The 25,700-nt window shown below is 56.5% G+C and carries 24 protein-coding genes and 1 tRNA gene; 14 read left to right on the plus strand and 11 right to left on the minus strand.

The annotated features are described in order from the left end of the window. The first annotated feature begins 147 nt into the window (after window positions 1-147). Both DHN10_RS05665 and DHN10_RS05670 read left to right on the plus strand, forming a co-directional pair. A complete protein-coding gene (locus DHN10_RS05665; RefSeq protein WP_108814259.1) occupies window positions 148-2,556 on the plus strand; it encodes a GcvT family protein in 2,409 nt (802 codons plus the stop codon). Beyond that, the gene (locus DHN10_RS05670; RefSeq protein ID WP_108814260.1) at window positions 2,553-3,146 is read left to right on the plus strand and encodes a nucleotidyltransferase family protein; all 594 of its coding nucleotides are present in this window, start codon (window positions 2,553-2,555) and stop codon (window positions 3,144-3,146) included. The genes DHN10_RS05665 and DHN10_RS05670 overlap by 4 nt, the downstream gene beginning before the upstream one ends. On the opposite strand, the gene DHN10_RS05675 is transcribed toward DHN10_RS05670, so the two are convergent. Beyond that, complete coding sequence (locus DHN10_RS05675; protein WP_159086931.1) at window positions 3,133-3,924, minus strand: Hint domain-containing protein; 792 nt, start codon at window positions 3,922-3,924, stop codon at window positions 3,133-3,135. The two genes, DHN10_RS05670 and DHN10_RS05675, sit on opposite strands and share 14 nt — an antisense overlap. Window positions 3,925-4,497: 573 nt before the next feature. Here DHN10_RS05675 and DHN10_RS05680 point away from each other — a divergent pair. Further along, window positions 4,498-5,493, plus strand: a complete 996-nt coding sequence (locus DHN10_RS05680; protein WP_234417041.1) for a Hint domain-containing protein — start codon at window positions 4,498-4,500, stop codon at window positions 5,491-5,493. A gap of 313 nt (window positions 5,494-5,806) precedes the next feature. On the opposite strand, the gene DHN10_RS05685 is transcribed toward DHN10_RS05680, so the two are convergent. Both DHN10_RS05685 and ypfJ read right to left on the minus strand, forming a co-directional pair. Then, window positions 5,807-5,892, minus strand: a tRNA-Leu gene (locus DHN10_RS05685). Between the two features lie 48 nt (window positions 5,893-5,940). Beyond that, a complete protein-coding gene (ypfJ, locus tag DHN10_RS05690; RefSeq protein ID WP_108814262.1) occupies window positions 5,941-6,792 on the minus strand; it encodes a KPN_02809 family neutral zinc metallopeptidase in 852 nt (283 codons plus the stop codon). Window positions 6,793-6,898: 106 nt separating this feature from the next. On the opposite strand from ypfJ, the gene DHN10_RS05695 reads away from it, so the two are divergent. Together DHN10_RS05695 and DHN10_RS05700 are read left to right on the plus strand one after the other, a co-directional pair. Continuing rightward, window positions 6,899-7,477, plus strand: a complete 579-nt coding sequence (locus DHN10_RS05695) for a YqaA family protein (protein ID WP_108814263.1) — start codon at window positions 6,899-6,901, stop codon at window positions 7,475-7,477. Beyond that, window positions 7,474-7,965, plus strand: coding sequence for a disulfide bond formation protein B (locus DHN10_RS05700; RefSeq protein ID WP_108814264.1), 492 nt, complete (start codon window positions 7,474-7,476; stop codon window positions 7,963-7,965). Before DHN10_RS05695 ends, DHN10_RS05700 begins: the two co-directional genes overlap by 4 nt. Here the strand turns inward: DHN10_RS05700 and DHN10_RS05705 are convergent. Continuing rightward, on the minus strand, window positions 7,922-8,341 hold the full coding sequence (locus DHN10_RS05705) for an Lrp/AsnC family transcriptional regulator (RefSeq protein ID WP_108814265.1): 420 nt from the start codon (window positions 8,339-8,341) through the stop codon (window positions 7,922-7,924). The two genes, DHN10_RS05700 and DHN10_RS05705, sit on opposite strands and share 44 nt — an antisense overlap. Window positions 8,342-8,427: 86 nt before the next feature. On the opposite strand from DHN10_RS05705, the gene rocF reads away from it, so the two are divergent. Beyond that, window positions 8,428-9,357, plus strand: a complete 930-nt coding sequence (gene rocF / locus DHN10_RS05710) for an arginase (protein WP_108814532.1) — start codon at window positions 8,428-8,430, stop codon at window positions 9,355-9,357. After that, entirely contained in the window at window positions 9,354-10,400 is a 1,047-nt protein-coding gene (locus DHN10_RS05715; RefSeq protein ID WP_108814266.1) for an ornithine cyclodeaminase, read from the plus strand. The genes rocF and DHN10_RS05715 overlap by 4 nt, the downstream gene beginning before the upstream one ends. Before the next feature lie 88 nt (window positions 10,401-10,488). Here the strand turns inward: DHN10_RS05715 and DHN10_RS05720 are convergent, their stop codons facing one another. Then, window positions 10,489-11,325, minus strand: a complete 837-nt coding sequence (locus DHN10_RS05720; protein WP_108814267.1) for a formyltransferase family protein — start codon at window positions 11,323-11,325, stop codon at window positions 10,489-10,491. A 177-nt stretch (window positions 11,326-11,502) separates the two neighbouring features. Here DHN10_RS05720 and gyrA point away from each other — a divergent pair, with 177 nt between their 5' ends. The 6 genes from gyrA to gluQRS all read left to right on the plus strand — a co-directional run bounded on the left by gyrA (window position 11,503) and on the right by gluQRS (window position 18,937). After that, on the plus strand, window positions 11,503-14,244 hold the full coding sequence (gene gyrA / locus DHN10_RS05725) for a DNA gyrase subunit A (RefSeq protein ID WP_108814268.1): 2,742 nt from the start codon (window positions 11,503-11,505) through the stop codon (window positions 14,242-14,244). 69 nt (window positions 14,245-14,313) lie between these two features. Next, window positions 14,314-15,027 carry a hypothetical protein gene (locus DHN10_RS05730; protein WP_108814269.1) on the plus strand — a complete coding sequence of 238 codons (714 nt, stop codon included), beginning with the start codon at window positions 14,314-14,316 and terminating at the stop codon, window positions 15,025-15,027. Window positions 15,028-15,205: 178 nt separating this feature from the next. Further along, on the plus strand, window positions 15,206-15,967 hold the full coding sequence (locus DHN10_RS05735; protein ID WP_108814270.1) for a hypothetical protein: 762 nt from the start codon (window positions 15,206-15,208) through the stop codon (window positions 15,965-15,967). Between the two features lie 83 nt (window positions 15,968-16,050). Beyond that, window positions 16,051-17,406: a methylenetetrahydrofolate--tRNA-(uracil(54)-C(5))-methyltransferase (FADH(2)-oxidizing) TrmFO gene (gene trmFO, locus DHN10_RS05740; protein ID WP_108814271.1), complete on the plus strand. Its 1,356-nt coding sequence runs from the start codon at window positions 16,051-16,053 to the stop codon at window positions 17,404-17,406. A gap of 23 nt (window positions 17,407-17,429) precedes the next feature. After that, the gene (locus tag DHN10_RS05745) at window positions 17,430-18,047 is read left to right on the plus strand and encodes a class I SAM-dependent DNA methyltransferase (protein WP_108814272.1); all 618 of its coding nucleotides are present in this window, start codon (window positions 17,430-17,432) and stop codon (window positions 18,045-18,047) included. After that, window positions 18,044-18,937, plus strand: coding sequence for a tRNA glutamyl-Q(34) synthetase GluQRS (gluQRS, locus tag DHN10_RS05750; RefSeq protein WP_108814273.1), 894 nt, complete (start codon window positions 18,044-18,046; stop codon window positions 18,935-18,937). Before DHN10_RS05745 ends, gluQRS begins: the two co-directional genes overlap by 4 nt. On the opposite strand, the gene hisI is transcribed toward gluQRS, so the two are convergent. Further along, entirely contained in the window at window positions 18,906-19,280 is a 375-nt protein-coding gene (gene hisI, locus DHN10_RS05755; RefSeq protein ID WP_108814274.1) for a phosphoribosyl-AMP cyclohydrolase, read from the minus strand. The two genes, gluQRS and hisI, sit on opposite strands and share 32 nt — an antisense overlap. A gap of 66 nt (window positions 19,281-19,346) precedes the next feature. On the opposite strand from hisI, the gene DHN10_RS05760 reads away from it, so the two are divergent. Then, entirely contained in the window at window positions 19,347-19,793 is a 447-nt protein-coding gene (locus tag DHN10_RS05760; protein WP_108814275.1) for an iron-sulfur cluster assembly scaffold protein, read from the plus strand. Window positions 19,794-19,969: 176 nt separating this feature from the next. Here the strand turns inward: DHN10_RS05760 and DHN10_RS20090 are convergent, their stop codons facing one another. From DHN10_RS20090 to sciP, 5 genes are all read right to left on the minus strand, one after another. Continuing rightward, window positions 19,970-20,092 (minus strand): hypothetical protein, encoded by a 123-nt coding sequence (locus DHN10_RS20090; RefSeq protein WP_267895710.1) that lies wholly within the window; start codon window positions 20,090-20,092, stop codon window positions 19,970-19,972. A 102-nt stretch (window positions 20,093-20,194) separates the two neighbouring features. Beyond that, window positions 20,195-22,285 carry an ATP-dependent DNA helicase RecG gene (gene recG, locus DHN10_RS05765; protein ID WP_108814276.1) on the minus strand — a complete coding sequence of 697 codons (2,091 nt, stop codon included), beginning with the start codon at window positions 22,283-22,285 and terminating at the stop codon, window positions 20,195-20,197. Continuing rightward, window positions 22,282-24,387 (minus strand): NAD-dependent DNA ligase LigA, encoded by a 2,106-nt coding sequence (gene ligA / locus DHN10_RS05770; protein WP_373456674.1) that lies wholly within the window; start codon window positions 24,385-24,387, stop codon window positions 22,282-22,284. The genes recG and ligA overlap by 4 nt, the downstream gene beginning before the upstream one ends. 175 nt (window positions 24,388-24,562) lie before the next feature. Beyond that, window positions 24,563-25,276: a response regulator transcription factor CtrA gene (gene ctrA / locus DHN10_RS05775; RefSeq protein ID WP_108814278.1), complete on the minus strand. Its 714-nt coding sequence runs from the start codon at window positions 25,274-25,276 to the stop codon at window positions 24,563-24,565. Between the two features lie 91 nt (window positions 25,277-25,367). Beyond that, the gene (gene sciP / locus DHN10_RS05780; RefSeq protein WP_108814279.1) at window positions 25,368-25,646 is read right to left on the minus strand and encodes a CtrA inhibitor SciP; all 279 of its coding nucleotides are present in this window, start codon (window positions 25,644-25,646) and stop codon (window positions 25,368-25,370) included. Window positions 25,647-25,700 lie beyond the last annotated feature (54 nt).

Raw genomic sequence — 25,700 nt, forward strand, 5'->3', positions numbered from 1 at the left:
GGAAAAACCTTTCGTTTGATGACGCTCTCACCGTCTGCAATGGTGAACCGAAGCGATAGCCATTCACCGACACCACGTGTCGTTTTTTGAACCGACCGCCAGTTTTTGAACGCCATATTGGCGAAAGCAAGACAGGAGTACGCAGCAATGAAAACCACCACCCAAGCCCTGATCATCGGCGGCGGCGTTGTCGGCGCGTCGGTGCTTTATCATCTCACCAAATTGGGCTGGTCTGATGTGATGCTGGTGGAACGCTCAGAGCTGACGTCCGGGTCCACGTGGCACGCCGCGGGCGGGTTTCATACGCTCAATGGCGATACGAATATGGCGGCGTTGCAGGGGTACACGATCAAGCTGTACCGTGAATTGGAAGAAATCACGGGCATGTCTTGCGGGCTGCACCATGTAGGTGGTGTTACCCTCGCCGACAATCAGGACCGGTTTGATATGCTGGTCGCAGAGCGGGCCAAGCACCGTTACATGGGGCTTGAGACCGAAATTGTCGGTCCATCCGAAATCGCGAAGATCGCACCAATCACGAACCTCGATGGCATTGTGGGTGGGCTATATGATCCGCTGGATGGGCATCTGGACCCGTCCGGTACGACCCACGCCTATGCCAAGGCGGCCCGCACGGGCGGGGCCACGATTGCATTGCACACCAAGGTTATCGAAACAAACCAGCGCCCGGACGGCACATGGGATGTGGTGACGGACAAGGGTACGATCCATGCGGAACACGTTGTCAACGCCGCTGGCCTTTGGGCGCGTGAGGTCGCGGCAATGGCAGGCAGTTATGTGCCTCTGCATCCGATGGAACATCAGTATATCGTCACCGATGATCTGCCCGAGATTTATGAACGTGATGCAGAGCACCCGCATGTCATGGACCCCGCAGGCGAAAGCTATTTGCGTCAGGAAGGGCGCGGGCTGTGCATTGGGTTTTATGAACAACCCTGTGAACCGTGGGCCGTTGACGGCACGCCATGGGATTTCTGGCACGAACTGCTGCCCGATAACCTTGATAAGATCACGGATTCGATTGATTTCGCTTACAAGCGGTTCCCTGTGTTGGAACGCGCCGGCGTGAAATCCGTGATCCACGGGCCCTTCACATTTGCCCCGGATGGCAATCCGTTGGTTGGCCCGGTGCCGGGTCTGCGCAACTATTGGTCTGCTTGCGGCGTCATGGCAGGCTTTAGCCAAGGCGGAGGCGTCGGCCTGATGCTGGCGCAATGGATGACGACGGGTGAATGCGAACGCGATGTGACCGCAATGGACGTGGGCCGTTATGGCAAGTGGATTACGCCGGGATACACACGGCCCAAGGTGATTGAGAATTATCAGAACCGCTTTTCGGTCAGCTACCCCAATGAAGAACTGCCTGCCGCCCGGCCCCACTGCACTACTCCGATGTACGACATCTTCAGCGATCTGGGGGCTGTTTGGGGACATCAGTTTGGGCTGGAAGTGGCGAACTACTTTGCCCAAGATGGCGAGCCTGACTATGAAACGCCAACCTTTCGCCGTTCCGATGCCTTTGCCGCGACCGCACGCGAGGTAAAGGCGGTGCGCCGCAGCGTCGGCATCAATGAGGTGCAGAACTTTGGCAAGTTCGCCATCACAGGCACCGGTGCGCGTGCTTGGCTTGATCGGATCATGGCAGGCCGCATACCGCAGCCGGGCCGGATGTCGCTGACGCCAATGCTGTCGCCCAAGGGCCGCCTTTGGGGGGATTTCACCGTGTCCTGTCTGGCCGAAGACGATTTTCAGATTACGGCAAGTTATGGCGCGCAAGATATCCATCACCGCTGGTTCATCCAAAACGCCAGCCCGGACGCGCAGGTCACAAATAACTCTGACAGGCGGACCGGTTTCCAGATTGCAGGGCCAAAGGCGCGCGATCTGCTGGCCGCTTGTACGCGCGACGATGTGGCGGGGATCAAGTTCATGGACGTGCGCCGTATGACCGTTGGACAGGTCGCCTGCATTGTGCAGCGGGTCAGCTATACCGGCGATCTGGGCTATGAGATTTACTGCGACGCGATGGATCAGCGCCAACTTTGGTGGACGTTGTGGGATGCGGGTCAAGGGATGGGCATCACACCCTTTGGGATGCGCGCGATGATGTCACTGCGGCTGGACCGGTTCTTTGGCTCTTGGCTGTCAGAGTTTTCGCCGGATTACACCGCCGCAGAGACTGGCATGGACCGCTTTATCAGTTTCAAGAAGAACGTCGATTTCATTGGACGCGCTGCGGCCGAAGCCGAACGCGCCAATCCCCCAGCCCGCACCGCTGTGGTTTTTGAGGTGGATGCGGATGATGCTGACGTCGTGGCCTATGAGCCGGTGTTTATCGACGGCAAAGTGCAAGGGTTCTGTACCTCTGGCGGCTATTCCCACCATGCGGGCAAGTCGATTGCGCTGGCACTGGTGCCGCGCGCCTTGGCCGCTGATGACCTAAAAGTTGAGATCGAAATCATGGGACAGCTGCGCAAGGCCAAGCGGATAACGACACCGCTGTTTGATCCTGACGGCAAAGTCATGCGCGCATGATCCCCATTCTGATCCTTGCCGCAGGACAATCAACGCGCATGCGTGGGGCAGATAAACTGCTGGCGGATGTGGGCGGGATACCCTTGCTGCGCAAACAAGTGCAGATGGCGTTGGAGGTCAGCACGGATGTCTTTGTCGCCCTGCATCACCATGCAGCGTCGCGGCAGGCCGTGCTGGATGATCTGCCGGCCACACCTATCCTTGTGGATGAAGCGGCCGAGGGGATGTCTGGCACGATGCGCGGCGCTGTCAGGCAGCTTCCCGACGGGCAAAGTTTCATGATGGTTCTGGGCGATCTGGTAGCGCTTGAGGTATCAGATCTGCAGGCCATTTTGCAGGCCCATGACGATCACCCAGACCACCTTATCTGGCGGGGTGCCACGACAGATGGCAAAGCCGGGCATCCGATTGTCTTTGACGCCAGCCTCAGGCCGGGGTTCGAAAACCTACGCGGTGATGGCGGTGGTGAGGCATTGGTGAAGCCATTGCAGGCGCAAACCTGCCTGGTGCCCTTGCCGGACAACCGGGCGCGGTTTGATCTTGATACGCCCGAGGATTGGGCGGCGTGGCTCAGCTTTACCTCTGCCTAAGCAGAATATCGGCCTCGTGCTTTTTCAAGGTGCGGCGCGCGGCGTTATACTCCTGCACACCGTGATCGGTTTTCAGGTCGGGAAATAAGGTAAATATTTCTTGCCGCTGATCCTCGTCCAGCCCTTTTAGCGAAAAATCACTGGGCTGATAGCTTTCGCTCCAAACCCCGTTTGACAGTACGATTTCATGCTTAGCACACATGAAATGAATGTAGGTGATGTAGGGAGCTTTATCGATCTCGACCCCGTCCATGGCCAACATATGCTTAGCCGAGACCAGCACCTCGGACTGATCAAAGTAAAGCTGAGCCAATTCCGACGTGATCAACAGGCGATGGGTTGGCGACACAAGCATGTCCTGCTCTGGCAGGCCATCGCCTAAGGCGCCCGCCTTGATCCGAATGGGGCGCAGTTCGGGGCGGCCCTGCAGGTGGCGATGCGCCAAACGGCGGGCGCTGGCCCAGGTGATGGTTTGAATGCCATTGTCGCGGGTGATGACACGATCACCGATTTTCAGGCTTTCAACAGGCACTTCGCCGCGCGGGGTCGCAATGGCGGTGCCGGGGGTGAAACACGGGACCAGCCGGTCAATCTCGGAGACAGCAAGCGACTTACCATCGGCAAAAGAGATTGCACGCACATTTGGCTGAGAGGCTTGATGGACGATGTCGTCAAACGATGTGTTTGCGTCGAAACGGGGTACAAGGGAAACGGCGTCGTTGACCGACGCAGCATCTGGCTCCTCAGAGGCAAGTCTATTGGGCAATGTATCTGTCATCGAATGATGGCCCCTGACGTCACTTGCATTCGTCTTCATTACCTTCTTAACACATTGGCGGACCGAAATCTGCCTCTACTCGTTCTGACCCACTTCAGGGGCATATACCCAACCCATTAAGCCTGCGCTAAGTCCCTTCCAGACCTCATAAATATGAAACGTCTTCGCGTTCAGCCCAGAGCATTACAAGTATAAAGCCGCGTAACCTTACTTTGGTATAGGTTCAGCGCTGGATAAAGGCCATTTGTGGCCAAATCGCGCTCATTTTGTGCAGACGGCAGGGCGTGACGCAACAATTGGTGGCGATTGCACATCATCATCCCCAAACAAGCGCTCCAGATGACTGATCGGAATACGTAGATTCCATAGGGATGATCGGCACCAGAAAGTAACAGGCATTTGAATTGTGACACGCCAAGGTACGCTATGCGGACCAAGAAGACCTTGACCATTTCGAAACAAACGACAGTCTGGCACATCTTATGCGGGATTTAGACGTGCGCAATAAAACCAAGACTTGACTGAGTTGGCCCGTTACTGGCACCTTTTCCAAACTCTCGAAATGGAGTTGGAATGCCGACAATCGTCATCTATGAAATTAGCGGTGACCCGCTGGGCGCTGGGAGCGTTGATGTCGATGCAGCCTTCACTGTCGATATCACAGACGATGACACGACAATTGAAGATCCCGATGCCGACGGCACGCCCCAGTTTGATGTAAGCGGAATTCCAGGGTTATCAGATTCGACCAACTTTCAGGTTTTCGAATCTTATGATGCGACTGTTGGGGGGGTACCGGTCACATTTACACTGCTTCAGTTCTCCGGCACGCAATACATGTTTGTGACCGCCGGGACTGTCAGCGTCGGAGATACCATTGACGCGCCGACCCTCGATACCTTTTCGGCACCACCAAGCGTCTATGAGGATTTGCCGACCTATGTGTGTTTTACCAACGGAACAATGATACTTACCCGCAGTGGCCAAGTCGCAGTTGAAGACTTACAAGTTGGTGACGAGGTCTCAACAATGGACAACGGCTACCAACCGATCCGTTGGATTGGTTCACGTGCATTGGAAGCGACCAACTTGGCTGATCATCCCAACTTGAAGCCAATTAGAATTAAGGCTGGCGCGCTTGGCTCAGGATTACCAGAAAGCGATTTGATTGTGTCTCCGCAACATCGGGTATTCATTCGATCGATTGTGGCCAAGCGAATGTTCGATGCTGATGAAATTTTGATACCTGCCAAAAAGCTGGTTGAACTTGATGGTATCGATGTGGACCAGTCAGCCAGCAGCGTGACCTACAATCACTTCCTACTGCAGCGCCACGAAATTGTATTCTCGAATGGAGCGCCGACAGAAAGCATGTTCACGGGTACCGAGGCACTAAAGTCAGTTAGCAAAGCTGCGCGAAGAGAGATCACGGCACTTTTCCCAGAGATTGTGTCTCCTGACTTTTTGCCTCGACCGGCTCGACCCATCCAACAGCGAGGGAGAGTAGTGCGACAGTTCGTGGGCCGAATATCGAAGAATAAGAAGGATCTTGTCGAGGCAGTGAACTGACGGCCAGATTGTGGTCAGTCTTTAGTCAGGCACCGCGCGTCGCGGCGGGTTTAGACATAGATAGCCCACATTCGTACCAAGCGCAGCATCTTGCACTATGGGCTCAAACCGGTCACTGGCGTTTCGGCCGGGAGCATCAGCCTCAGGGTCGACAACCGCCCCGATCAAGAATGGGGCGATCTGCAATGCCCTCAGCGATCATATGACCAATGTGTGCCGCTCAACTTCAAATCTCATTGGGGGAAGGATTGGGGGAAGGAAAGAGCCAGTGACGCCTAAATGTCATATAAATAAGGCGCACTACGCTAAATATTGGTGCCGATGGAGAGACTCGAACTCTCACGATGTTGCCATCGGGGGATTTTGAATCCCCTGCGTCTACCATTCCGCCACATCGGCCGCCCGCACCTCCTACTGTGCGCATAAACCCTCGTCAATCGGGTTTTACTACAATTGGTTGGTCGAGAACGTATCGCAATCCGCGATGTTCCCGCTTTCCAATCCGCGCTGGAACCACCGCTGCCTTTGGGCACTTGTTCCGTGGGTAAAGGTATGGGGCTGTACCCGCTGCCCGGCGTTGCGTTGCAAGGTGTCATCGCCGATCTGGGCTGCGGCATTCATCGCTTCTGCGATGTCGCCGCGTACCAGGCTGCCAAAGCGTTCCTGAGCGGCCCGTGTCCATATCCCCGAGAAGCAATCGGCCTGCAGTTCAACGCGTACAGACATGGCGTTAGAATCGGCCTCGCTCATCTGTGAGCGCAACTGATTGACCTGCCCCAGAATGCCCAATTCGTTCTGCACGTGATGGGCAATTTCATGCGCAACAACATATGCCGCTGCAAAATCACCCGACGCGCCAAGGCGTTGGTCCAATGTGACAAAGAACTCTGTATCCAAAAACGCCTTGCGTTCAGGTGGGCAATAAAACGGACCAGTCGCGGCAGTGGCCCCGCCACAGGCCGAACGCGTTTGCCCTTTGAACAGGACCAGCGTTGGTGGCGTATAGGGCTGGCCCACTTGCCTGGCAAAAATATCGGTCCAGACATCCTCTGTATCGGCCAATGTCACCGACACAAATTCCGCGGCACGTTCGTCCTCGGCTGTGATTTCAGCAGAGCCGCCTGATTGGACGCTACCGCCACCCAGATCAACGAATTGGCTTGTATCCACGCCAAAGTACCAACCTGCCAGCAGGATCAACACACCGGCAATCCCGCCGATCCCCCCTGCCCGGCGCGCGCCGCCACTGCGCCGCCGGTCTTCGATGTTGCTACTGCCCCGCCGTCCTTGCCATTTCATCCGATGTCCCCCGACCATTTCAAATCAGTTTACGGTTAAAACAGGCGTCCACAAGGTTGACGGTGCGCCTCGCCTATGCCCTAAGCGACAAAACGCAAGGCAGACGATGTTACGCAGGCTCTACGACTGGACAATATCATTGGCACAATCGCCGCATGCGCTTTGGGCGCTGGCAATTGTGTCGTTTGTGGAATCCTCATTCTTTCCCATCCCTCCTGATGTGCTGATGATCCCGATGATCATCGCGCGGCCCTCGCGTGCTTTCGTGATCGCAGGGGTGGCTACCATCGCCTCGGTCGCAGGTGCATTGCTGGGTTACTACATTGGCGCCGCCTTGATGGAGACCGTGGGCCAGCCGATCCTCGATATGTATGGCAAGGGCGACAGTTTCGCCGAGATGTCCGCCGTCTTTAACGAATATGGCGCATGGGCGGTTGTGGTGGCTGGTGTCACCTTCCTGCCGTTCAAAGTGATCACCATTGCGTCAGGGGTCACCGGTTTGCCGCTGACGGTCTTTATCGTCTCGTCTATCTTTGCCCGGTCGCTGCGATTCTTCCTTGTTGCGGCACTATTGTGGAAATTCGGCGCGCCGATCCGCGATTTTATCGAAAAGCGACTGGGGCTGATGTTCATCCTGTTCTGCGTGCTTTTGATCGGCGGTTTCGCTTTGATAGGTTTGCTATGACACGACAATTGATGATCATGCTTTCGGCTGGTGGGTCTGCGGCTTTGCTGGCCGGGGCGTATCTGTTTCAGGCCATGGGATATCCGCCCTGCGCGATGTGCCTGTGGCAGCGTTGGCCGCATGTGGCGGCAATCCTCATTGGTTTGTTGGCTTTACGTTTTCCGGGGCGGCTCTTGCCTGCTTTGGGTGCCTTGGCGGCAGGTACAACCGGGGCCATTGGCGCGTTCCACACCGGTGTTGAGCGCGGCTGGTGGGAAGGCCCAAGCACGTGCACTGGCGGCAGCGTTCTGAACGGGTTGAGCGGGTCGGAGCTGCTTGCCATCGAAGGGCCGCGCGTTGTGATGTGTGATCAGGTCAGTTGGGAATTTCTGTCGCTGTCGATGGCAACATGGAACGCAATCTTTTCGTTTGACTTGATGGCGGGATGGGTCGCCGCTTTTGTCCTTAGCGGCGTGTCGATAAAAGCAGGTTCGTCTCGGAACGCGTGACACCTTCCATGCGGCGGATTCCGAAAAGCACTTGATCAAAGTGTTCCAGCGTGTCGGTTCCGATTTCTGCGATCAGGTCCCAGGCACCATTTGTGGAATGCACTGCCTGCACTTCTGGTAAGCGCTGCAACTGCTTCATCGTCTTTTCAGCGCCCCGCCCCGCAATTTCCAGCATCATTAGCCCGCGCACTGCATCGGGCCGCACGTCCGCGCGTGTGAGCACGGTAAACCCTGCAATCTCGCCCCCTTGCACCAACTTATCCAACCGCACCCGCACGGTACTGCGCGTCAGCCCAAGCTGATCAGCCAACTCTGAAAGTGACGCCCGTCCATTTCGTTTGAGCGCCGCAATCAGGCCACCATCCATTTCGTCCATTTCAACTGTCCATTATGTGCAATCTGTTGACATTTTGCACAATTTGCGGGCTTAACCCACCCCTTGTTTTGCACAACACTGCGTCCATGACACAAAAACACTGCATACTTGTCGGCGCGCCCGTCGACTGCGGAAAACGCCGCCAGGGTTGCCTGATGGGGCCTGATGCCTACCGCACCGCCGGGATCGCCGAGGCGATCACCAAGCTGGGACACACGGTTGAAGATATGGGCAATCTTGCGCCAAAGGATGTGACTGTAGCGGCACCCGCCAACCCATTGGTTCACAAGCTGGCAGAGAATGTCGGCTGGACCCATACGTTGATGGCAGCAGCACAAGACACAGCACAACGCGGGTTGCCCATCTTTCTGGGTGGTGATCATGCATTGGCGGCAGGCACTGTGGCGGGCATGGCCGCACATGCGCAAAAGGAAGGCCGCCCCTTCTTTGTGCTGTGGCTTGATGCACATAGCGATATTAATACGCCACTCACCACTGACAGCGGAAATTTGCACGGAACGCCGGTCGGTTACGTGACCGGGCGCGATGGGTTTGAGGCCTATCCAGACTTGCCCGCAAAGGTCGCAACTCAGAACATCTGCATGATCGGTTTGCGATCAGTTGATGCGCCTGAACACGCGATCTTGTCGCAAGCTGACGTTATGTTGGTCGATATGCGGCGCATCGACGAAGAAGGTATCAGTGCCCCACTGAAGGCCTTTCTAGAGCGTGTGGAGGCCGTAAATGGCATGTTGCACGTATCACTGGACGTTGATTTCCTTGATCCATCCATCGCCCCAGCGGTCGGCACCACTGTTCCGGGTGGTGCGACGGTACGTGAAGGCCATTTGGTCATGGAAATTCTATCAGACAGTGATCTGGTCACATCACTTGACCTGGTTGAACTGAACCCATTCCTCGATGATCGCGGCAAAACCGCCAATCTCATGGTTGACCTGACCGCGTCTCTGCTTGGTCGCCGGGTCTTTGATCGCCCAACACGGAGTAAAGCATGAGCCTTAAAGCCTCAGAACTGGCCATGGTGCCATTTGTCAGCGTCGACAACATGATGCGCCTTGTGCATCACATCGGCATCGAAACGTTTCTGGCCGACCTCGCCAAAGAAATCGCAGATGATTTTGCCCGGTGGGAACTGTTCGACAAAACCCCGCGCGTGGGAAGCCATTCCGATGTGGGTGTGATCGAGTTGATGCCGACCTCTGATGGCAATCACTACGGGTTCAAATACGTCAACGGTCACCCCAAAAACATGAAAGAAGGCCTGCAAACGGTCACAGCTTTTGGTGTGTTATCAGATGTTTACAGTGGTTATCCGATCCTGTTTTCAGAAATGACCGTGCTGACGGCATTACGCACCGGGGCTATGTCGGCTGTTGCGACCAAACATCTGGCCTCGCCCGAGGCCAAGACAATGGCAATGATCGGCAACGGGGCGCAGTCCGAGTTCCAATGTCTTGCGATCAAGGCTGTCTGCGGGATCGAAAACATCCGCCTTTATGACATCGACAGTGCCGCAACTGAAAAATGTCTGAAGAACCTGAATGGTTTGGGCTTCAACATCACCCCCTGCACGACGCCGGAAGAAGCAATTGAAGGCGCTGACGTGATCACCGTGGCCACGGCCGACAAAGACATGCAAACCATCCTGACCGACAACATGGTTGGCGCTGGCGTCCACATCAACGCCATCGGCGGCGATTGCCCTGGCAAGACCGAGCTGCACCGCGATATCGTTGCGCGTTCATCTGTGTTTGTTGAATACCCGCCGCAAACACGCATCGAAGGTGAAATCCAACAGATGCCCGATGATCACCCGGTGACAGAGCTATGGCAGGTAATCACAGGCGCGCAAACAGGGCGGCAATCGGCCAGCGAAGTGACGCTTTTTGACGGCGTCGGTTTTGCGATCGAGGATTTCAGCGCGCTGCGTTACGTGCATCAAAAGATCAAAGATACGCCGTTCTATATTGATCTGGACCTGATTGCAGACCCTGATGATCCACGTGACCTATTTGGGATGATCAAACGCGCGCGATAGCGTCAGGAGGCCCGCCCAAAGGGAAATTCATTGCTGCGTACCGCGGCAGCTTCGGATTCAATTCGCACACAATGGTGCATGACAACCTTCAGTGCGCGCCCTGCAGCCCGGCGTTCTGGACAATCTTGGGCAACTCTGCGTCCCGGCGTTCGTTATGGGCAAGAACCCTGAAGGGCGTCAGGGCTGCATAAAGCTGCTCGCATGCCTCTGCGTCAAAATCCGCTTGCTTATGAAGCTTTCCCTCGCCCTTTGGCTGCGGTTCATCCGTCAGCGCATCATGGTTGGCCGCAATATCCGCCGCAACATGGCACATCTTGGCAATCAGCCTGTTACCCACGCTGTGTACGCTGTCACCAACGCAATAATCCGCGCGGATCTGGTGGATGATCTTGCCGGTGTCGATGCCTTCATCGATATGCATGAACGTAGCACCGACAAGGTCCAGCGCATTGTCGATCAGAGGAAAGACATTGGTGCCGCTGCCCCGATAATAGGGCGACAGGCCCAAATGCACGTTCATGAACAGCCCCACGGGCGTCTGCAGCAAAGCCCCTTTGATGATCGACGTGCCGTAGCAGACGATCACGTCAGGAGCGACAGCCTGAATTTGCGTGCTGACGTGGGCAGAGTTGATATCGCCCTTGGCAATCTGGATCGGGCGCGAGTGATCGCCCATGATCGCCGTCGCCATACCGAAAAAATCATGCTCGGATTGTGCACGGGCCTGCGTATGCGCGCGCATCAGATCGGTCGCATCAGGGTCATCAGCCACACGGCGTGTCAGGCTTTTTTCGTTACCTTCACAATAGCTTGCAACCACATCAAGACGTGGGTCAAGCGCCAGGATATGCCGGAAATATTGATGGCGCAGCTCACTGCCGGTCAGAATAACGACCCGCGTTCTGGTTTCTTCTTTTGACGTCATGATTTACCGCTAGCGCAGTGCAAAGCGCGACGCAATGGCCAGACCCATTCCAAGTGCATTCAACACGAAAATGCGCCACTGGCCGCCGGGACGCTTCCGTCGTTGCACCCCACATCAAGTGTCTGCTAGAGTGTAAATAACGATATATAGCCCAACAATAAACAGCAGGCGGATTACGTGAGCGACACCCCAGAAACCCCTGAAAACGATGATGAAATGCCGCCAATGCCCCCGGCATATGATGGCCCCTCAGTCACCATCGAACACGAGCTGAAAACCAGCTACCTTGATTACGCGATGAGCGTGATCGTGTCGCGTGCGATTCCAGACCTGCGTGACGGGCTGAAACCCGTGCATCGCCGCATTATCTACTCGATGTACGAAAAGGGTATTACGGCCGACAAATCGTACCGCAAGTCAGCCAAATCCGTGGGCGATGTCATGGGTTCCTACCACCCGCACGGTGACAGCGCGATTTATGACGCGTTGGTGCGGATGGCGCAGGATTTCTCGATGTCGCTGCCTCTGATTGATGGGCAAGGCAACTTTGGGTCGATGGACGGCGATGGCGCTGCCGCGATGCGCTATACCGAATCCCGCTTGGATAGTGTTGCCAAGTACATGACGGATGATCTGGGCAAAGACACCGTCGATTTTATGGACAACTACGACGGCAAAGAACGTGAACCTTCCGTTCTGCCATCGCGTTTTCCCAACATGCTGGTCAATGGCGCTGGTGGTATTGCGGTCGGTATGGCCACGAATATCCCGCCACATAACCTTGGCGAGGTGATTGATGGCACGCTTGCGCTGATCGACAGCCCTGACATGTCCATAGAAGAGCTGATCGACTACATCCCTGCCCCCGATTTCCCCACAGGCGGTATTATTCTGGGCCGCTCTGGTGCGCGTAAGGCGTACCTTGAAGGTCGCGGGTCCGTCATCGTCCGTGCAAAAACGGCAGTCGAAGAGATCCGCAAGGACCGCTATGCCATTGTGATCAACGAAATTCCCTATCAGGTGAACAAGGCCGCGATGATCGACAAAATCGCCGAGGCCGCCCGCGACAAAAAGATCGAAGGCATCGCCCACGTGCAGGACGAATCTGACCGCAACGGCGTGCGTGTGGTTGTTGAGCTCAAGCGCGATGCGACAGCTGAGGTTGTCCTGAACCAGCTGTTCCGTTTCACCCCAATGCAGACCTACTTTGGCTGCAACATGCTGGCGCTGAACGGTGGCAAGCCGGAACAGCTGACGCTGCGCGCCTTCCTGACGGCATTCGTCGATTTCCGTGAAGAGGTTGTCGCCCGTCGCACCGCGTTTGAACTACGCAAAGCGCGCGAACGCTCGCATGTGCTGTGTGGTTTGGCGGTTGCTGTGACCAATATTGACGAAGTCGTCGCCACGATCCGTTCTTCTGCCGACGCGGCAACAGCGCGCGAAAAACTGATGACACGGCGCTGGCCTGCGGAATCGATCCTTGAGTATATCAAGCTGATTGATGATCCGACCCATACCGCCAATGACGACGGCACCTATAACCTGTCCGAAACGCAGGCCCGCGCGATTCTTGAGTTGCGCCTGCAACGCCTGACGCAGATCGGTGTGAAAGAAGTCACGGACGAGTTGCAGGAACTGGCCCGGAAAATCCGCGAGTACCTCGAAATTCTGGGATCGCGCGAACGGATCATGCAGATCATCCGTGATGAGCTGCATGAAGTCCGCGAGCAGTTTGCCGTGCCGCGTCGCACCGAGATCGTCGATTGGTCCGGCGACATGGAAGACGAAGACCTGATCGAAAAAGAGGACATGGTCGTGACCGTGACCTCTGGCGGTTACATCAAACGGACCGCACTTGCCGATTTCCGCGCGCAGCGGCGTGGTGGCAAGGGGCTGTCGTCGATGGCCACCAAGGAAGAGGACGTGGTCACCACCCTCTTTGTGGCCAACACCCATACGCAATTGTTGTTCTTCACAACCGACGGGATGGTTTACAAGCTCAAGACATGGCGTTTACCACTGGGCAGCCGCACGGCAAAGGGCAAGGCGATTGTGAATATCCTGCCGATCCCGCAGGGCGTTTCTATTGCTGCAATCATGCCTGTGGACAGACCAGAGGATGAATGGGACGACCTGCAAGTTGTCTTTGCGACCTCTGCGGGAACTGTGCGCCGCAACAAGCTGTCGGATTTCACCAACGTCATGCGCAACGGCAAGATCGCGATGAAATTCGAGGATGATCATGCGGAAACCACGCTGATCAATGCGCGGATTGCATCGAATGATGATGATGTGATGCTGGTCACGGATAGCGGCCGCGCCATCCGCTTCCCGGCCACAGATGTGCGTGTCTTCAATTCGCGGAGTTCCGTGGGTGTGCGCGGGATCAGGCTGCAAGGCAACGACAAGGTCGTGTCGATGTCGATCATTCGCCATTTCAAAGCCGAAGCGGAAGAGCGTGCCGCCTACCTCAAGATGCGCCGCGCGATGGCGGGTCTGGCAGATGACGCCGAGAACGAAGATGACGACGATGTTGTTGCCGGGGCGATCGGTCAGGAACGCTATGCAGAGATGTCAGCGGCCGAAAATCTGATCCTGACGATCACCTCAAAAGGGTCCGGCAAATTGTCTTCCAGCCATGACTATCCGGTGCGCGGGCGCGGTGGCATGGGTGTGGCGGCGATGGACAAGGCAATGCGCGGAGGACCGCTTGTCACGTCCTTCCCGGTTGAAATGTCTGACCAAATCATGCTCGTTACCTCTACGGGCCAGTCGATCCGGGTACCGATTGAAGGGATTTCCTTTCGGTCGCGCGGGGCGGGTGGTGTCAAAGTCTTTGACACCGGAAAAGGTGAAACCGTGGTTAGCGTCGCATGGATTGCTGATCAGGGTGAGGACGAAGAAGCAGCGGAAGACTAATTTCAGGCTTTCGCAATATCAGGGCGCGACACGCGTTCGCGCCCCAAAACACGGTGAGGGAGTGTTGATATGTTAAATAAATTTGTTTTGTCAGCGGCATTGGTCGTTGCAGGCTCGGCCGGATTTGCCCAAGGATTCTCTGGCGCAGAGTTGGAAATCGAGTTCACAGATGGAACGGACGTCGAGGACATTGGCGGCATCAGCTATAGCGGTGCTGTAGAGGCTGAAGTCGGCTATGGTATCTCTGTCGCGCTGGGTGCAACTGCGTATAATTTTGATGTTGGCGAGGACAGCATCTCGAACCTGACGCTTCATGGTATCTATGCCATTGATAACGCGACATCGTTCGGCCTTTTCTTTGGGCAAGACCGCCTTGATGGTGAGGCTGGTGAATTGTTTGGAGCAGAGGTCGCATACGACTTTGGCTTGGGCGACTTTCAGGCCTATGCAGGCCGGGCGAACGATACAAGCGACGATTTGACCATCTTTGGTGTCAGCGGCACATATGATCTGGGCAGCGGCTTTTCCTTTGGGGGCACTGTTGATCGCTTCTCTGGCGATGGATTTTCCGCATCAGCGCTTGAGCTGGGCGGCTATTACACGCTGGCGCAGGGCCCACAGTTTGGTGTCACCTTTGGCCAGTCGAACCTCGATTCTGGCGGCTCTGACGTAAGCGAGAACTTCTTTGGTCTGCAGGCAAGCGTGGCCATCGGTCCAAATGGCGGCACAACCTTCGACCGTCGCGGTATTTATGAGATTATCAAGATCGGCCCGTCGCTCTGATCACTCTCTGACGAATGACGAAAAGGCCCGGTCCATGGCGACCGGGCCTTTTTCTTTGCGCTCAGGAAAACTGTGCCACAAAGAACACAACCTTAACGATTTGTAAATCTCTCTTTGAAGTCCCTAAGCGGGCGGACTATCGAGCGCGCATTGACTTCACTCATACGGATTTTTTCCCATGTATAAGACCACCACGATTGCGGCATTAGCGATTGCATCTTTCGCCACGCCCACCATCGCACAAGATATCAACGCAGCTTCGGTTTCTGCGGCCTACACGTCCTACACCGACGATAATTTTGACAGTTCCTTCACCAACCTTGAAGCAGGTATTGAAGTTGGCTTGGCTTCCGCATTTGCCATTGGTGGTAACCTCGCCGTCTATGGTGGCGACCTCGATGATGGGGCGGCGAATGCGACAGTGCATGGCATGTATATGATGTCGCCAGACACAGCCCTTGGTGGCTTTGTGGGGCTGGACAGCAAAGGCGATTTTGATGCCACACTCTACGGCATTGAGTTCGGCACAGGTTCTGAAAGCACACGCGCCGAAGCCTATTACGGTGTTATTGACAGCGATGATCTGACGGGCGATTTCTCGGTCGCTGGGTTCAGCTTTGAATTTGCGATTGCCCCCAGCTTTACGCTCGGCATTGGTTATGAAGCGTTCACAATTGCCGATGGGTTCACACCACCAGGCACAACCGTTTCTGAAGACCTGACATACAGTGATACATCGTTGATCGCCCGCTATCTATTCGAAGGCGGTACCTCTGTCTTTGCAGAGATTGGCCAAGTCGGCTTTTCGGCCGCAACAGACGATACTCTTTATGTCTCGGCCAATGATCTGGAGTATTTTGCCATTGGTGCGGAATATGCCTTTGGACGTGCGACAGGCACATTGCTGGGTGAGCGTACATTCGTCGGCTGGGGTCTGTAATACCAACGCGACATAATCACCTAAAGGCCTGCAGATCACTGCGGGCCTTTTCTTTTGCGCCCCTCCCAACTACATCACCGAACATGCAAGATACATTGAACATCATCGGCGGCGGTATGGCCGGATCAGAGGCCGCCTGGCAGGCCGCAAATGCGGGCCTCAAGGTTGTCATTCATGAGATGCGTCCAAAGGTTGAAACCTTCGCGCACCGCACCGGCAATCTGGGCGAGATGGTTTGTTCAAACTCCTTCCGGTCGGATGACAATGAACAAAATGCTGTGGGCCTTTTGCATTGGGAAATGATGCAGGCCAATGGGTTGATCATGCAGACAGCGTACAAACACCGCTTGCCTGCGGGTGGTGCGCTTGCGGTCGACCGTGATCCCTTTGCGGAAAGCGTCACAGCTGCGCTGAAGTCACACCCTAACATTTCTGTTTCTTATGATGAGGTTACAGAACTGCCATCAGATGGTCAGTGGATCATTGCAACCGGGCCATTGACCTCTGGCGCGCTGGCCAAAGCGATCCAGACAGAAACCGGGTCAGAGGCGCTGGCCTTTTTCGATGCCATTGCCCCTATCGTTTACCATGAAAGCATCAACATGGACGTCGCATGGATGCAGTCGCGCTATGACAAAGGCGAAACAGAGGCCGAACGGACCGCCTACCTCAACTGCCCCATGACCAAAGACCAGTACGAGGCGTTTATTGACGCGCTGCTGGCCGCAGATAAGACCGAGTTCAAAGAAGGCGAAACCGCTGGGTACTTTGACGGTTGCCTGCCGATTGAAGTGATGGCCGAACGCGGGCGCGAAACCCTGCGCTTTGGCCCGATGAAGCCGGTTGGGCTAACCAACGCCAACGATCCTGAAAACAAACCCTATGCCGTCGTCCAGCTGCGCCGCGACAATGCGCTGGGGACTTTGTTCAACATCGTGGGTTTCCAGACCAAGATGAAGTACGGCGCACAAAAGACTGTTTTCAAAATGATTCCTGGATTGGAAGATGCCGAATTCGCCCGCCTTGGCGGTATTCATCGCAACACATTTTTGAACTCACCAACGCTGTTGGACGCAGAAATGCGGCTGCGCTCCAAACCCAACATCCGCTTTGCAGGTCAAATCACCGGCGTTGAAGGCTATGTCGAAAGTGCTGCCATGGGCCTTTTGGCCGGGCGCATGGCTGTGGCCGAAATGAACGGCAAGGCCCTGCCTGCCATCCCACATACCACAGCGATGGGCGCATTGGTGACACATATTACCGGCGGCGCTGAGGCGAAGACGTTTCAACCGATGAACGTCAACTTTGGCCTCTTTCCGCCGCTTGATGGGGTCAAAAGCGGGCGACGTGGCCGGAAAGAACGCTACAAGGCCTATACCGACCGTGCCAAGGTGGACTGGCAGGCGTGGCTTGGCCAAATGGCGCTGGACGCGGCTTAACCGCTGGCTCTAAACTGCCCCACATGACCAAGAAGAAAGACGTCCTGCAACCATCCCTCTGGACCGCGCGGCCTGTGGAAGAGACGATCTCTGTCTATGCTGCATGGGCCGACACCTATGATGCAGAGGTGCAGGCGCGTGGCTATCGCACCCCTGCCCGGCTTGCGGCGGCTTTGGCCCAGCACGCCCAGCTTGATGCGGAAATTCTGGACTTTGGTTGTGGTACAGGCATTGGTGGAGCAGCCCTGCACAAGGCCGGATTTGCGCAGATGGACGGCACCGATGTGACGGTTGAAATGCTGGAAATTGCTGCTGAAACAGGGCTTTACGACAAGACATGGCTCTCTACACCGGGCGCGCTGAGCTTTGCCAAGGGCGACTATGACGTCATTGTCGCGGTTGGCGTGATCAGCCTTGGGGCGGCACCACCCGAAACGCTGGCACCGCTAGTAGCCAAGCTCGCCACCGGCGGGTTGCTGGCGCTGTCGTACAACGGACCGACGCTAGAGGACGAAAGCTATGCTAATGCATTGGGCACAGAAGTGAGCGCCGGCCATGTCGAGGTGATCTTTCGCGAGCATGGGCCCCATCTGGAAGACGTCGGTATGGGCTCTGACGTGATCATTCTGCGCCGCCGGTGATCACCCGCTTTGCACCTTCGCCGACGGGGCCGTTGCATCTGGGGCATGCGTATTCGGCAATGCTGGCGCATGACATGGCGATGGAACACAACGGAACCTTTCTGTTGCGCATTGAAGACATCGATCGGTCGCGCGCGCGTCCGGCGTGGGAACAGCAAATTTACGATGACCTGAAATGGCTAGGGCTTTGGTGGCCTGATCCAGTCATGCGTCAATCACACAGAAGTGCCGCATATCAGGCAGCGTTGGATCAACTATGGAACGACGTCCTTCTTTATCCATGCCACTGCTCGCGCAAAGACATCGAGCAAGCAGCCAATGCGCCGCAAGAAGGTGCAACAATCGGACCCGATGGGATTGTTTACCCTGGCACATGTGCTGGCTCTGTCAATCCATATGAACCCGGCGAACGCCCTTTTGAACTTCCACTTCGATTGAACATGGAGAAGGCGACACGTCTGACTTGCACACACGAGATTGCACCCGATCACCCATGGGCGAGCGTCTTGTCCTTCGATGAGCACCAGCATGAACCAAATGGGATCAGAACGGTGACCGCAGAGCACCTGATTGAACACGTTGGAGATGTCGTTGTGTCGCGGCGCGACATGGGAACGTCATATCACCTGAGCGTTGTAGTTGATGATGCAGCCCAAGGCATCACCGATGTTGTGCGCGGCGAGGACCTCTTGGACGCAACACCAATTCACGTCATCCTTCAGAAATTGCTGCGGCATCCCACGCCTCGATACCATCATCACCGTCTTATCAGGGACAACCAAGGGAAACGACTTGCAAAACGTGACGACGCGCGCGCCTTGACCAAGTATCGATCCGAAGGCGCAACACCAAACGACATCAGGCGTCTGGTTGGGATTCCTGAAGTGTGACGGTCTCTACCTCTTTGCCATCCTGCACAGCCGTATAAAAACAGGTCCGTCGCCCGGTGTGACAGGCCGCCCCCTGCTGTGTGACTGTCAGCAACAGGCAGTCACGGTCGCAATCAAGGTGAAACTCCACCAGCGCTTGGGTGTGCCCGCTGGTTGCACCTTTGATCCAGAATTCCTGCCGGGAGCGCGACCAATAGGTGACCTGCCGCGTCTCCAAAGTACGTGTCACTGCCTCGGCATTCATCCATGCCATCATCAAGACCTCACCGGAGGCCGCATCCTGTGCAATAGCGGGGATCAGACCTGCCTCGTTATATCGCAGGGTGGTTGGGTCGAAGGGCATATCAAAAACCTTTGCAAGCGGTGGCGTGATGACTATCTAGAAGGCGTAAGCGCGAAGGGCAACGCTATGTCAGCCGAAAATGATCTGATCAAACTCTATTCTGGGCGTATTCTGGCGCTGGCAGCTGATATGCCGCGCGCCGCGCGTCTGGATCATCCAACGGCGACAGCCAAGAAACGCGCGCCACTTTGCGGATCGACCGTCACCGTGGATGTGACAGTGCAGGACGGCGTGATCACCGACTATGGGCAAGATGTGAAAGCCTGCGCGCTTGGGCAGGCCGCGGCCGCCGTGGTGGGCGCAAATGTAGTGGGCTTGACGGTGGCACAGGTGCAGGACGGGCGCGATGCGCTTAATGCGATGCTCAAATCAGATGGCCCCGTTCCAGCGGCCCCTTTTGACGGTCTTGAGGTGTTGCAACCGGCCAAGGACTATAAGAACCGCCACGCTTCTATCATGCTGGCCTTTGATGCCACGCTTGATGCCTTGCAGGCCAACCAAGCCACCGCATAAAAAAACCGCCGCACATCCGGGACAGGATGGCGGCGGCAGGAAAGCGCGATTCAACCCGATCCTTGTTCATTGGGGAGAGGCAAAACCCCCGCGATGGACATCAGACAGGCAGGTCACCGACATTGCATTCTTGGGACAGGGCAATGTGGGAAGACCGGGCCAAACCGGCAGGCAAATCAGATTAGTCCGGGCAGGGACAATCCGACAATCAGCATGACCATCAAAGCAGCCACACCAAGGGCATCAGCAAGGATCGTATCGCGCGAGCGGGAGATAACGGATCTGATCTCTTGTGCCATTGTGCGTTCCTCTAATGTTCTGTTGCTACTTTGTTCTCATATCATTAACACTCTGTAAAGAACTTTTTAAGAACATTTGCGAACATTTTGGAACGCGTTCGCTTAACCTACTGATATTAAACGGATTGCCTTGTCCTGCTCCATCAGCCAAAGCAGCGTCCGCGCGGCCTGCCCCCGGTCACTTTCCAGCTTGGGATCATCCGCCAGAAGGGCGCGCGCATCGGTCTGTGCCACGGCCATCTGCGCAGCTTGCCGTTCCAGATCCGCAATCCGAAAGCGCGGCAGGCCTGATTGCGCCGTGCCGATCACATCCCCTGCCCCACGCATGGCCAGATCTTCCTCGGATATCGCAAACCCATCTTCGGTTTCGCGCAGAATTTCCAGCCTGCGCCGCCCGCTTTCGCTAAGCGGCGATTGATAAAGCAGCAAACAAGTCGAGGCCGCAGTCCCGCGCCCCACGCGCCCGCGCAGCTGGTGCAGTTGTGCCAGTCCAAACCGGTCCGCATGTTCCACCATCATGATCGAGGCATTGGGAACATTCACTCCGACCTCAATCACGGTTGTGGCAACCAGCACTTTGGTTTCGCCCGCCACGAACCGGGCCATCGCGGCGTCTTTATCCGCCGGGGGCATTTGACCGTGAACCAAGCCAACAACGCCCTCGCCCAAGGTTGCGCGCAACCGTTTGAAACGTTCTTCGGCGGCAGTCATATCAACCACTTCGCTTTCTTCGACCAATGGGCAGACCCAATAGGCCTGCCTGCCGTCAGCGACGGCTTTGCGCAGTTTCTCAACCACTTCGTCCATGCGCGCGATCGAAACCAAGGCGGTCTGCACTGGGGGTCGGCCCGGTGGTTTTTCGTCCAGGACAGACACGTCCATATCGCCATATTGCGCCAGTGCCAGCGAGCGCGGGATCGGTGTCGCGGTCATGACCAGCACATCCACAGCACGGCCCTTGGCCCCCAGCTCCATCCGTTGGGCGACGCCAAAACGGTGCTGCTCGTCGATCACGGCAAGGCGCAGGTCATTGAAAACAATATCTTTTTGAAACACAGCATGGGTGCCAACCAGAATATGGATATCACCCCATGCCAGCGCCTTTAGCTTGGCCGCGCGCGCAGCACCTTTGTCGCGTCCGGTCAGCACCTCTAGCGTGATCCCGGCATTCTCGGCCAAGGGGCGCAGGCCATCCAGATGCTGCCGTGCCAGAATTTCGGTCGGGGCCATCATGACGCCCTGCCCGCCTGCTTCGACCACGCCCAGAAGCGCCATCAGGGCCACAAGTGTCTTGCCAGAGCCGACATCACCTTGCAGCAAACGGTTCATTTTCAAAGGCGTCTTAAGATCGGCAGCGATTTCTGAGATCGCGCGAGTTTGCGCGTTTGTGGGTTTGTAAGGCAGCGCGGCCAGCACCTTATTGGACAAAACGCCCGTTGGCGCCGACGCCACGCCAGTGGCTCGCCGTGATGCGGCCCGCGCGAGGGCCAATGTCAGCTGATGGGCAAGCAGTTCATCATAGGCCAAACGCGCCCGCGCCTGCGCATGGGGCGACAGATCAGAGGTTGCTTGCGGTGCATGGGCCAGCGCCATCGCCGCATGCCAATCGGGCCAACCTTCGCGTTTCTTGAGGTTCGGATCAATCCATTCAGCCAGCCCCGGCGCATCCGTTAAGGCCGAGCGTGTGGCCTTCCACATCGCCTTTTGCGTGATCCCTGCATGCAGCGGATAGACCGGTTCAAAGGCAGGAATGTCTTCGGCCTCAGCCACGGGCACCACATGGTCGGGATGCACGATCTGCGCGATCCCATCAAAAATCTCAACCTTGCCTGACACGATCCTGCGTTGTCCGGTGGGCAGCAGTTTCTGCAAATAATCGCCACGGGCATGAAAAAACACCAACTGAAACGAGGATTGCGCATCTTCCACATGCACGCGGTAGGGCCTGCCCCGCGTGCGCGGTGGGTGGTGCTCTCCGATGGTGACCTCAACCGTGGCAACGGCGGGCGGCACTACATCGCGAATGCTGGCACGGCGGTGCCGGTCAACGCCCGACACCGGCAGTGTCATCAGCATATCGCGCGGGGTGACAACGCCTGCATGTTCAAGGGTTTGCGCCGTCTTGGGGCCGATCCCATCCAGTTTGGTCAACCCCGCAAAAAGCGGAAACAGGATTTCGGGGCGCCCGCTCACGCGGTGTCAATCAGGGCCAACCAACTGGCCTCATCCATAGTTTTGATGCCCAGATCGGTCGCCTTTTTGGCTTTGGACCCGGCACCGGGACCGGCGACCAGAATATCGGTCTTGGCGCTGACGGACCCCAATACTTTTGCCCCCAAGGCTTCGGCGCGTGCTTTGGCTTCGGCCCGCGTCATCTGTTCCAGCGTGCCGGTGAACACCACCGTTTTACCCGCCACGGGGCTGTCGGTGACGCGTTGTTCCGTGTCCTGCACATCAAGCTGCGCAACCAATTGGTCAATCGACGCGCGCTCTGCGTCTTGCTGGAACGTGGTGATGACAGACCCCGCCATGACGGCCCCGACCCCATCAATGCTGATCAAATCCTCCCACGCGGCGCCTTTGCCAACCGTGGCTCTGGTCATCGCAACCTCAAATCCTGCCCAAGAGCCATAGTGGTTGGCCAAAAGCGCGGCACCGCTTTCACCCACGTGCCGTATGCCCAACGAAAAAATCAAACGCGCCAGCGGGATGGTGCGTTTTTCGTCAATGGCATCAAACAGATTGCCTGCGCTCTTATCGCCCCAGCCCTCGCGGTTTTTCAGCTGCTGCATCCCCACACCAAAGCGCGCGCGCAGAGTGAAGATATCGGCAGGCGTCGCAATCCAGCCGTCAGTATAGAATTGCTCAACCTGTTTTGCGCCCAGCCCTTCAATGTCAAAGGCCGCGCGGGATACGAAATGTTTGAGCTTCTCAACAGCCTGCGCAGGGCAAATGATCCCGCCACTACAGCGGCGGATGGCATCACCTTCTTCGCGTATGGCGTCGGACTGGCATTCGGGGCAGATCTGCGGGAACGCGTAAGGCACTGCATCCGCTGGCCGGCGCGCAATATCCACGTCCTTGATCTTGGGGATTACGTCGCCGGCCCGATAGATCTGAACCCAATCACCAACCCGCACATCACGGCCTTCGCGGATTGGGGCACCATTGCCATCGCGCCCTGCGATGTAGTCTTCGTTGTGCAATGTGGCGTTTGAAACAACGACGCCGCCCACAGTGACGGGACGCAAGCGCGCCACAGGCGAAAGCGCACCAGTGCGCCCGACCTGAATGTCGATCGCCTCGAGCACAGTCCAGGCCAGTTCGGCAGGGAATTTATGGGCGATGGCCCAGCGTGGCGTCGTAGAGCGGAACCCCAACCGCGATTGCAACGCCAGATCGTCAACTTTGTAGACAACACCGTCAATGTCATAACCCAGACCGGCGCGCTGTTCTTCGATATCGCGGTAGTGCGCGATCAGGGCCTGTGGGCTGGCGCAGGTTTTTGTCAGCGGATTTGTTGCAAAACCAAGTGCAGCCAAGCGGGAAATCGCACCCGATTGCGTGTCTGCCAAAGGGGCCGACAATTCGCCCCAGGCATATGCAAAAAACCGCAACGGGCGGCTCTTGGTGATTTGCGCATCCAGTTGCCGCAGCGATCCCGCAGCGGCATTGCGTGGATTGGCAAAGGTCTTTTGCTCCGCCGCCGCCTGACGTGTGTTGAGTGCTGCGAAATCCGCGTGGCTCATATAAACCTCGCCGCGCACCTCCAGCACATCGGGTGCGCCGTTCAGTTGCGTGGGGATGTTTGCGATGGTGCGCGCATTTGCGGTGACATTTTCGCCGACGGACCCGTCGCCGCGCGTGGCCGCCTGCACCAATGCGCCACCTTCATAGCGCAGCGACAGCGAAAGCCCGTCAATCTTAGGTTCTGCGGTGTAGGTGAGTGGTGCGCCACCTGCCAGACCTAGGTATTTGCGAATCCGCTGGTCGAAATCGGCAACATCCGCATCATCAAAAGCATTGCCCAATGACAACATGCGCACCGCATGTTGAATCTTTCCGAACCCTTCTGCGACGGCCCCGCCGACCTGTTCGCTGGGGCTGTCTTTTCGTTTCAGTGCGGGGAATCGTGCTTCAATCTCTGCATTGCGGTGCTTGAAGGCGTCATATTCTGCGTCGCTGATGTCGGGATCATCATCACGGTGGTACGCCGTGTTTGCCGCAGCAAGCGTGCCCGCAAGCCGGGCCAGTTCCTGTCTGGCCTGCGCTTCCGTCAGGTCGGCAACCGCGATGTCGCCAGTTGCTGATTGCGTTGCATCTTCTGGCTTTGACAAAGCCGCCTCCCCAAAAATTAAGCGCCACCCCACCATGGGGGTGACGCAATAATTAGGCGGGCAGCGCATCGTCGTAAAGCGGAGTTTCCCACGCAAAAGCCGTCCGGGCACCCGCTCAGGCAGGTATCTGAACCTAAGCCCCTACCGCAATCTTTTCTGGAATGGCCACCGGATCCGGGTCACGCAGAACATAGCCACGCCCCCAGACCGTCTCGATGAAGTTTTCGCCATGCGTTGCTTCGTTCAATTTCTTGCGCAGCTTGCAGATGAAAACATCAATGATTTTCAGTTCAGGTTCATCCATGCCACCATAAAGGTGGTTGAGGAACATTTCCTTGGTCAGGGTTGTGCCCTTGCGCAGGCTGAGCAGTTCAAGGATTTGATATTCCTTGCCGGTCAGATGCACAGTGCTGCCTTCAACCTCAACCGTTTTGGCATCAAGGTTGACCGAGATATTGCCGGTCTTGATGATAGATTGCGCATGACCCTTAGAACGCCGGATGATCGCGTGGATACGCGCCACCAGTTCTTCGCGATGGAACGGTTTGGTCAGGTAGTCATCAGCACCGAAGCCAAAGCTTTTCAGTTTGCTTTCCGTATCATCATCGCCCGACAGGATCAGAATTGGCGTTTCAATCCGCGAAAGACGCAGCTGGCGCAGCACCTCGTGCCCGTTCATATCGGGCAGATTGATATCAAGCAGGGTCAGATCGTAGTCGTATAGTTTCGCAAGATCGATCCCCTCTTCACCAAGGTCCGTCGCATAGACGTTCAGGTTGGCATGGGTCAGCATCAGTTCGATGCTTTTGGAGGTGGTTGGGTCGTCTTCAACCAGTAGGACGCGCATTCGAGTTCTCCACTCTTTGTTTGATGCCGTTAACCTAAACCCGCAAAGGTTAATCACACGTTACCATATACATAACTCGTCGCATTGCTACTTATGGTTGTCTATAGCGTTGCAGTGTGGTGGCTTTCAACGCAGCCTCTCCATGGGTCCCCACGGCCTGCTCCCACGCCGTAAATTCCTCTTCTGACAGGTTGTAGCGTTCCAGCGCTTCCTTGCGGGTGATCAGCCCTGACAGAACCGCGCGCAGCACGGCGGCCTTGCGTGAGGCAACCCACCGCCGGGTGTCCTTGCCGGGCAAATCGGCCCGTGTCATGACCGATCCATCCGGCAGTGTGACAGACCGTGGTCCTTCCACCTTCCTAAGGTACATTTCGCGCCCCTTTCCATTTACTCCGCCAAGTCTTATGCAGTGCAGTGCTTAAAG

The organism is Loktanella sp. Alg231-35 (assembly GCF_900143545.1).
GTDB lineage: Bacteria > Pseudomonadota > Alphaproteobacteria > Rhodobacterales > Rhodobacteraceae > Yoonia.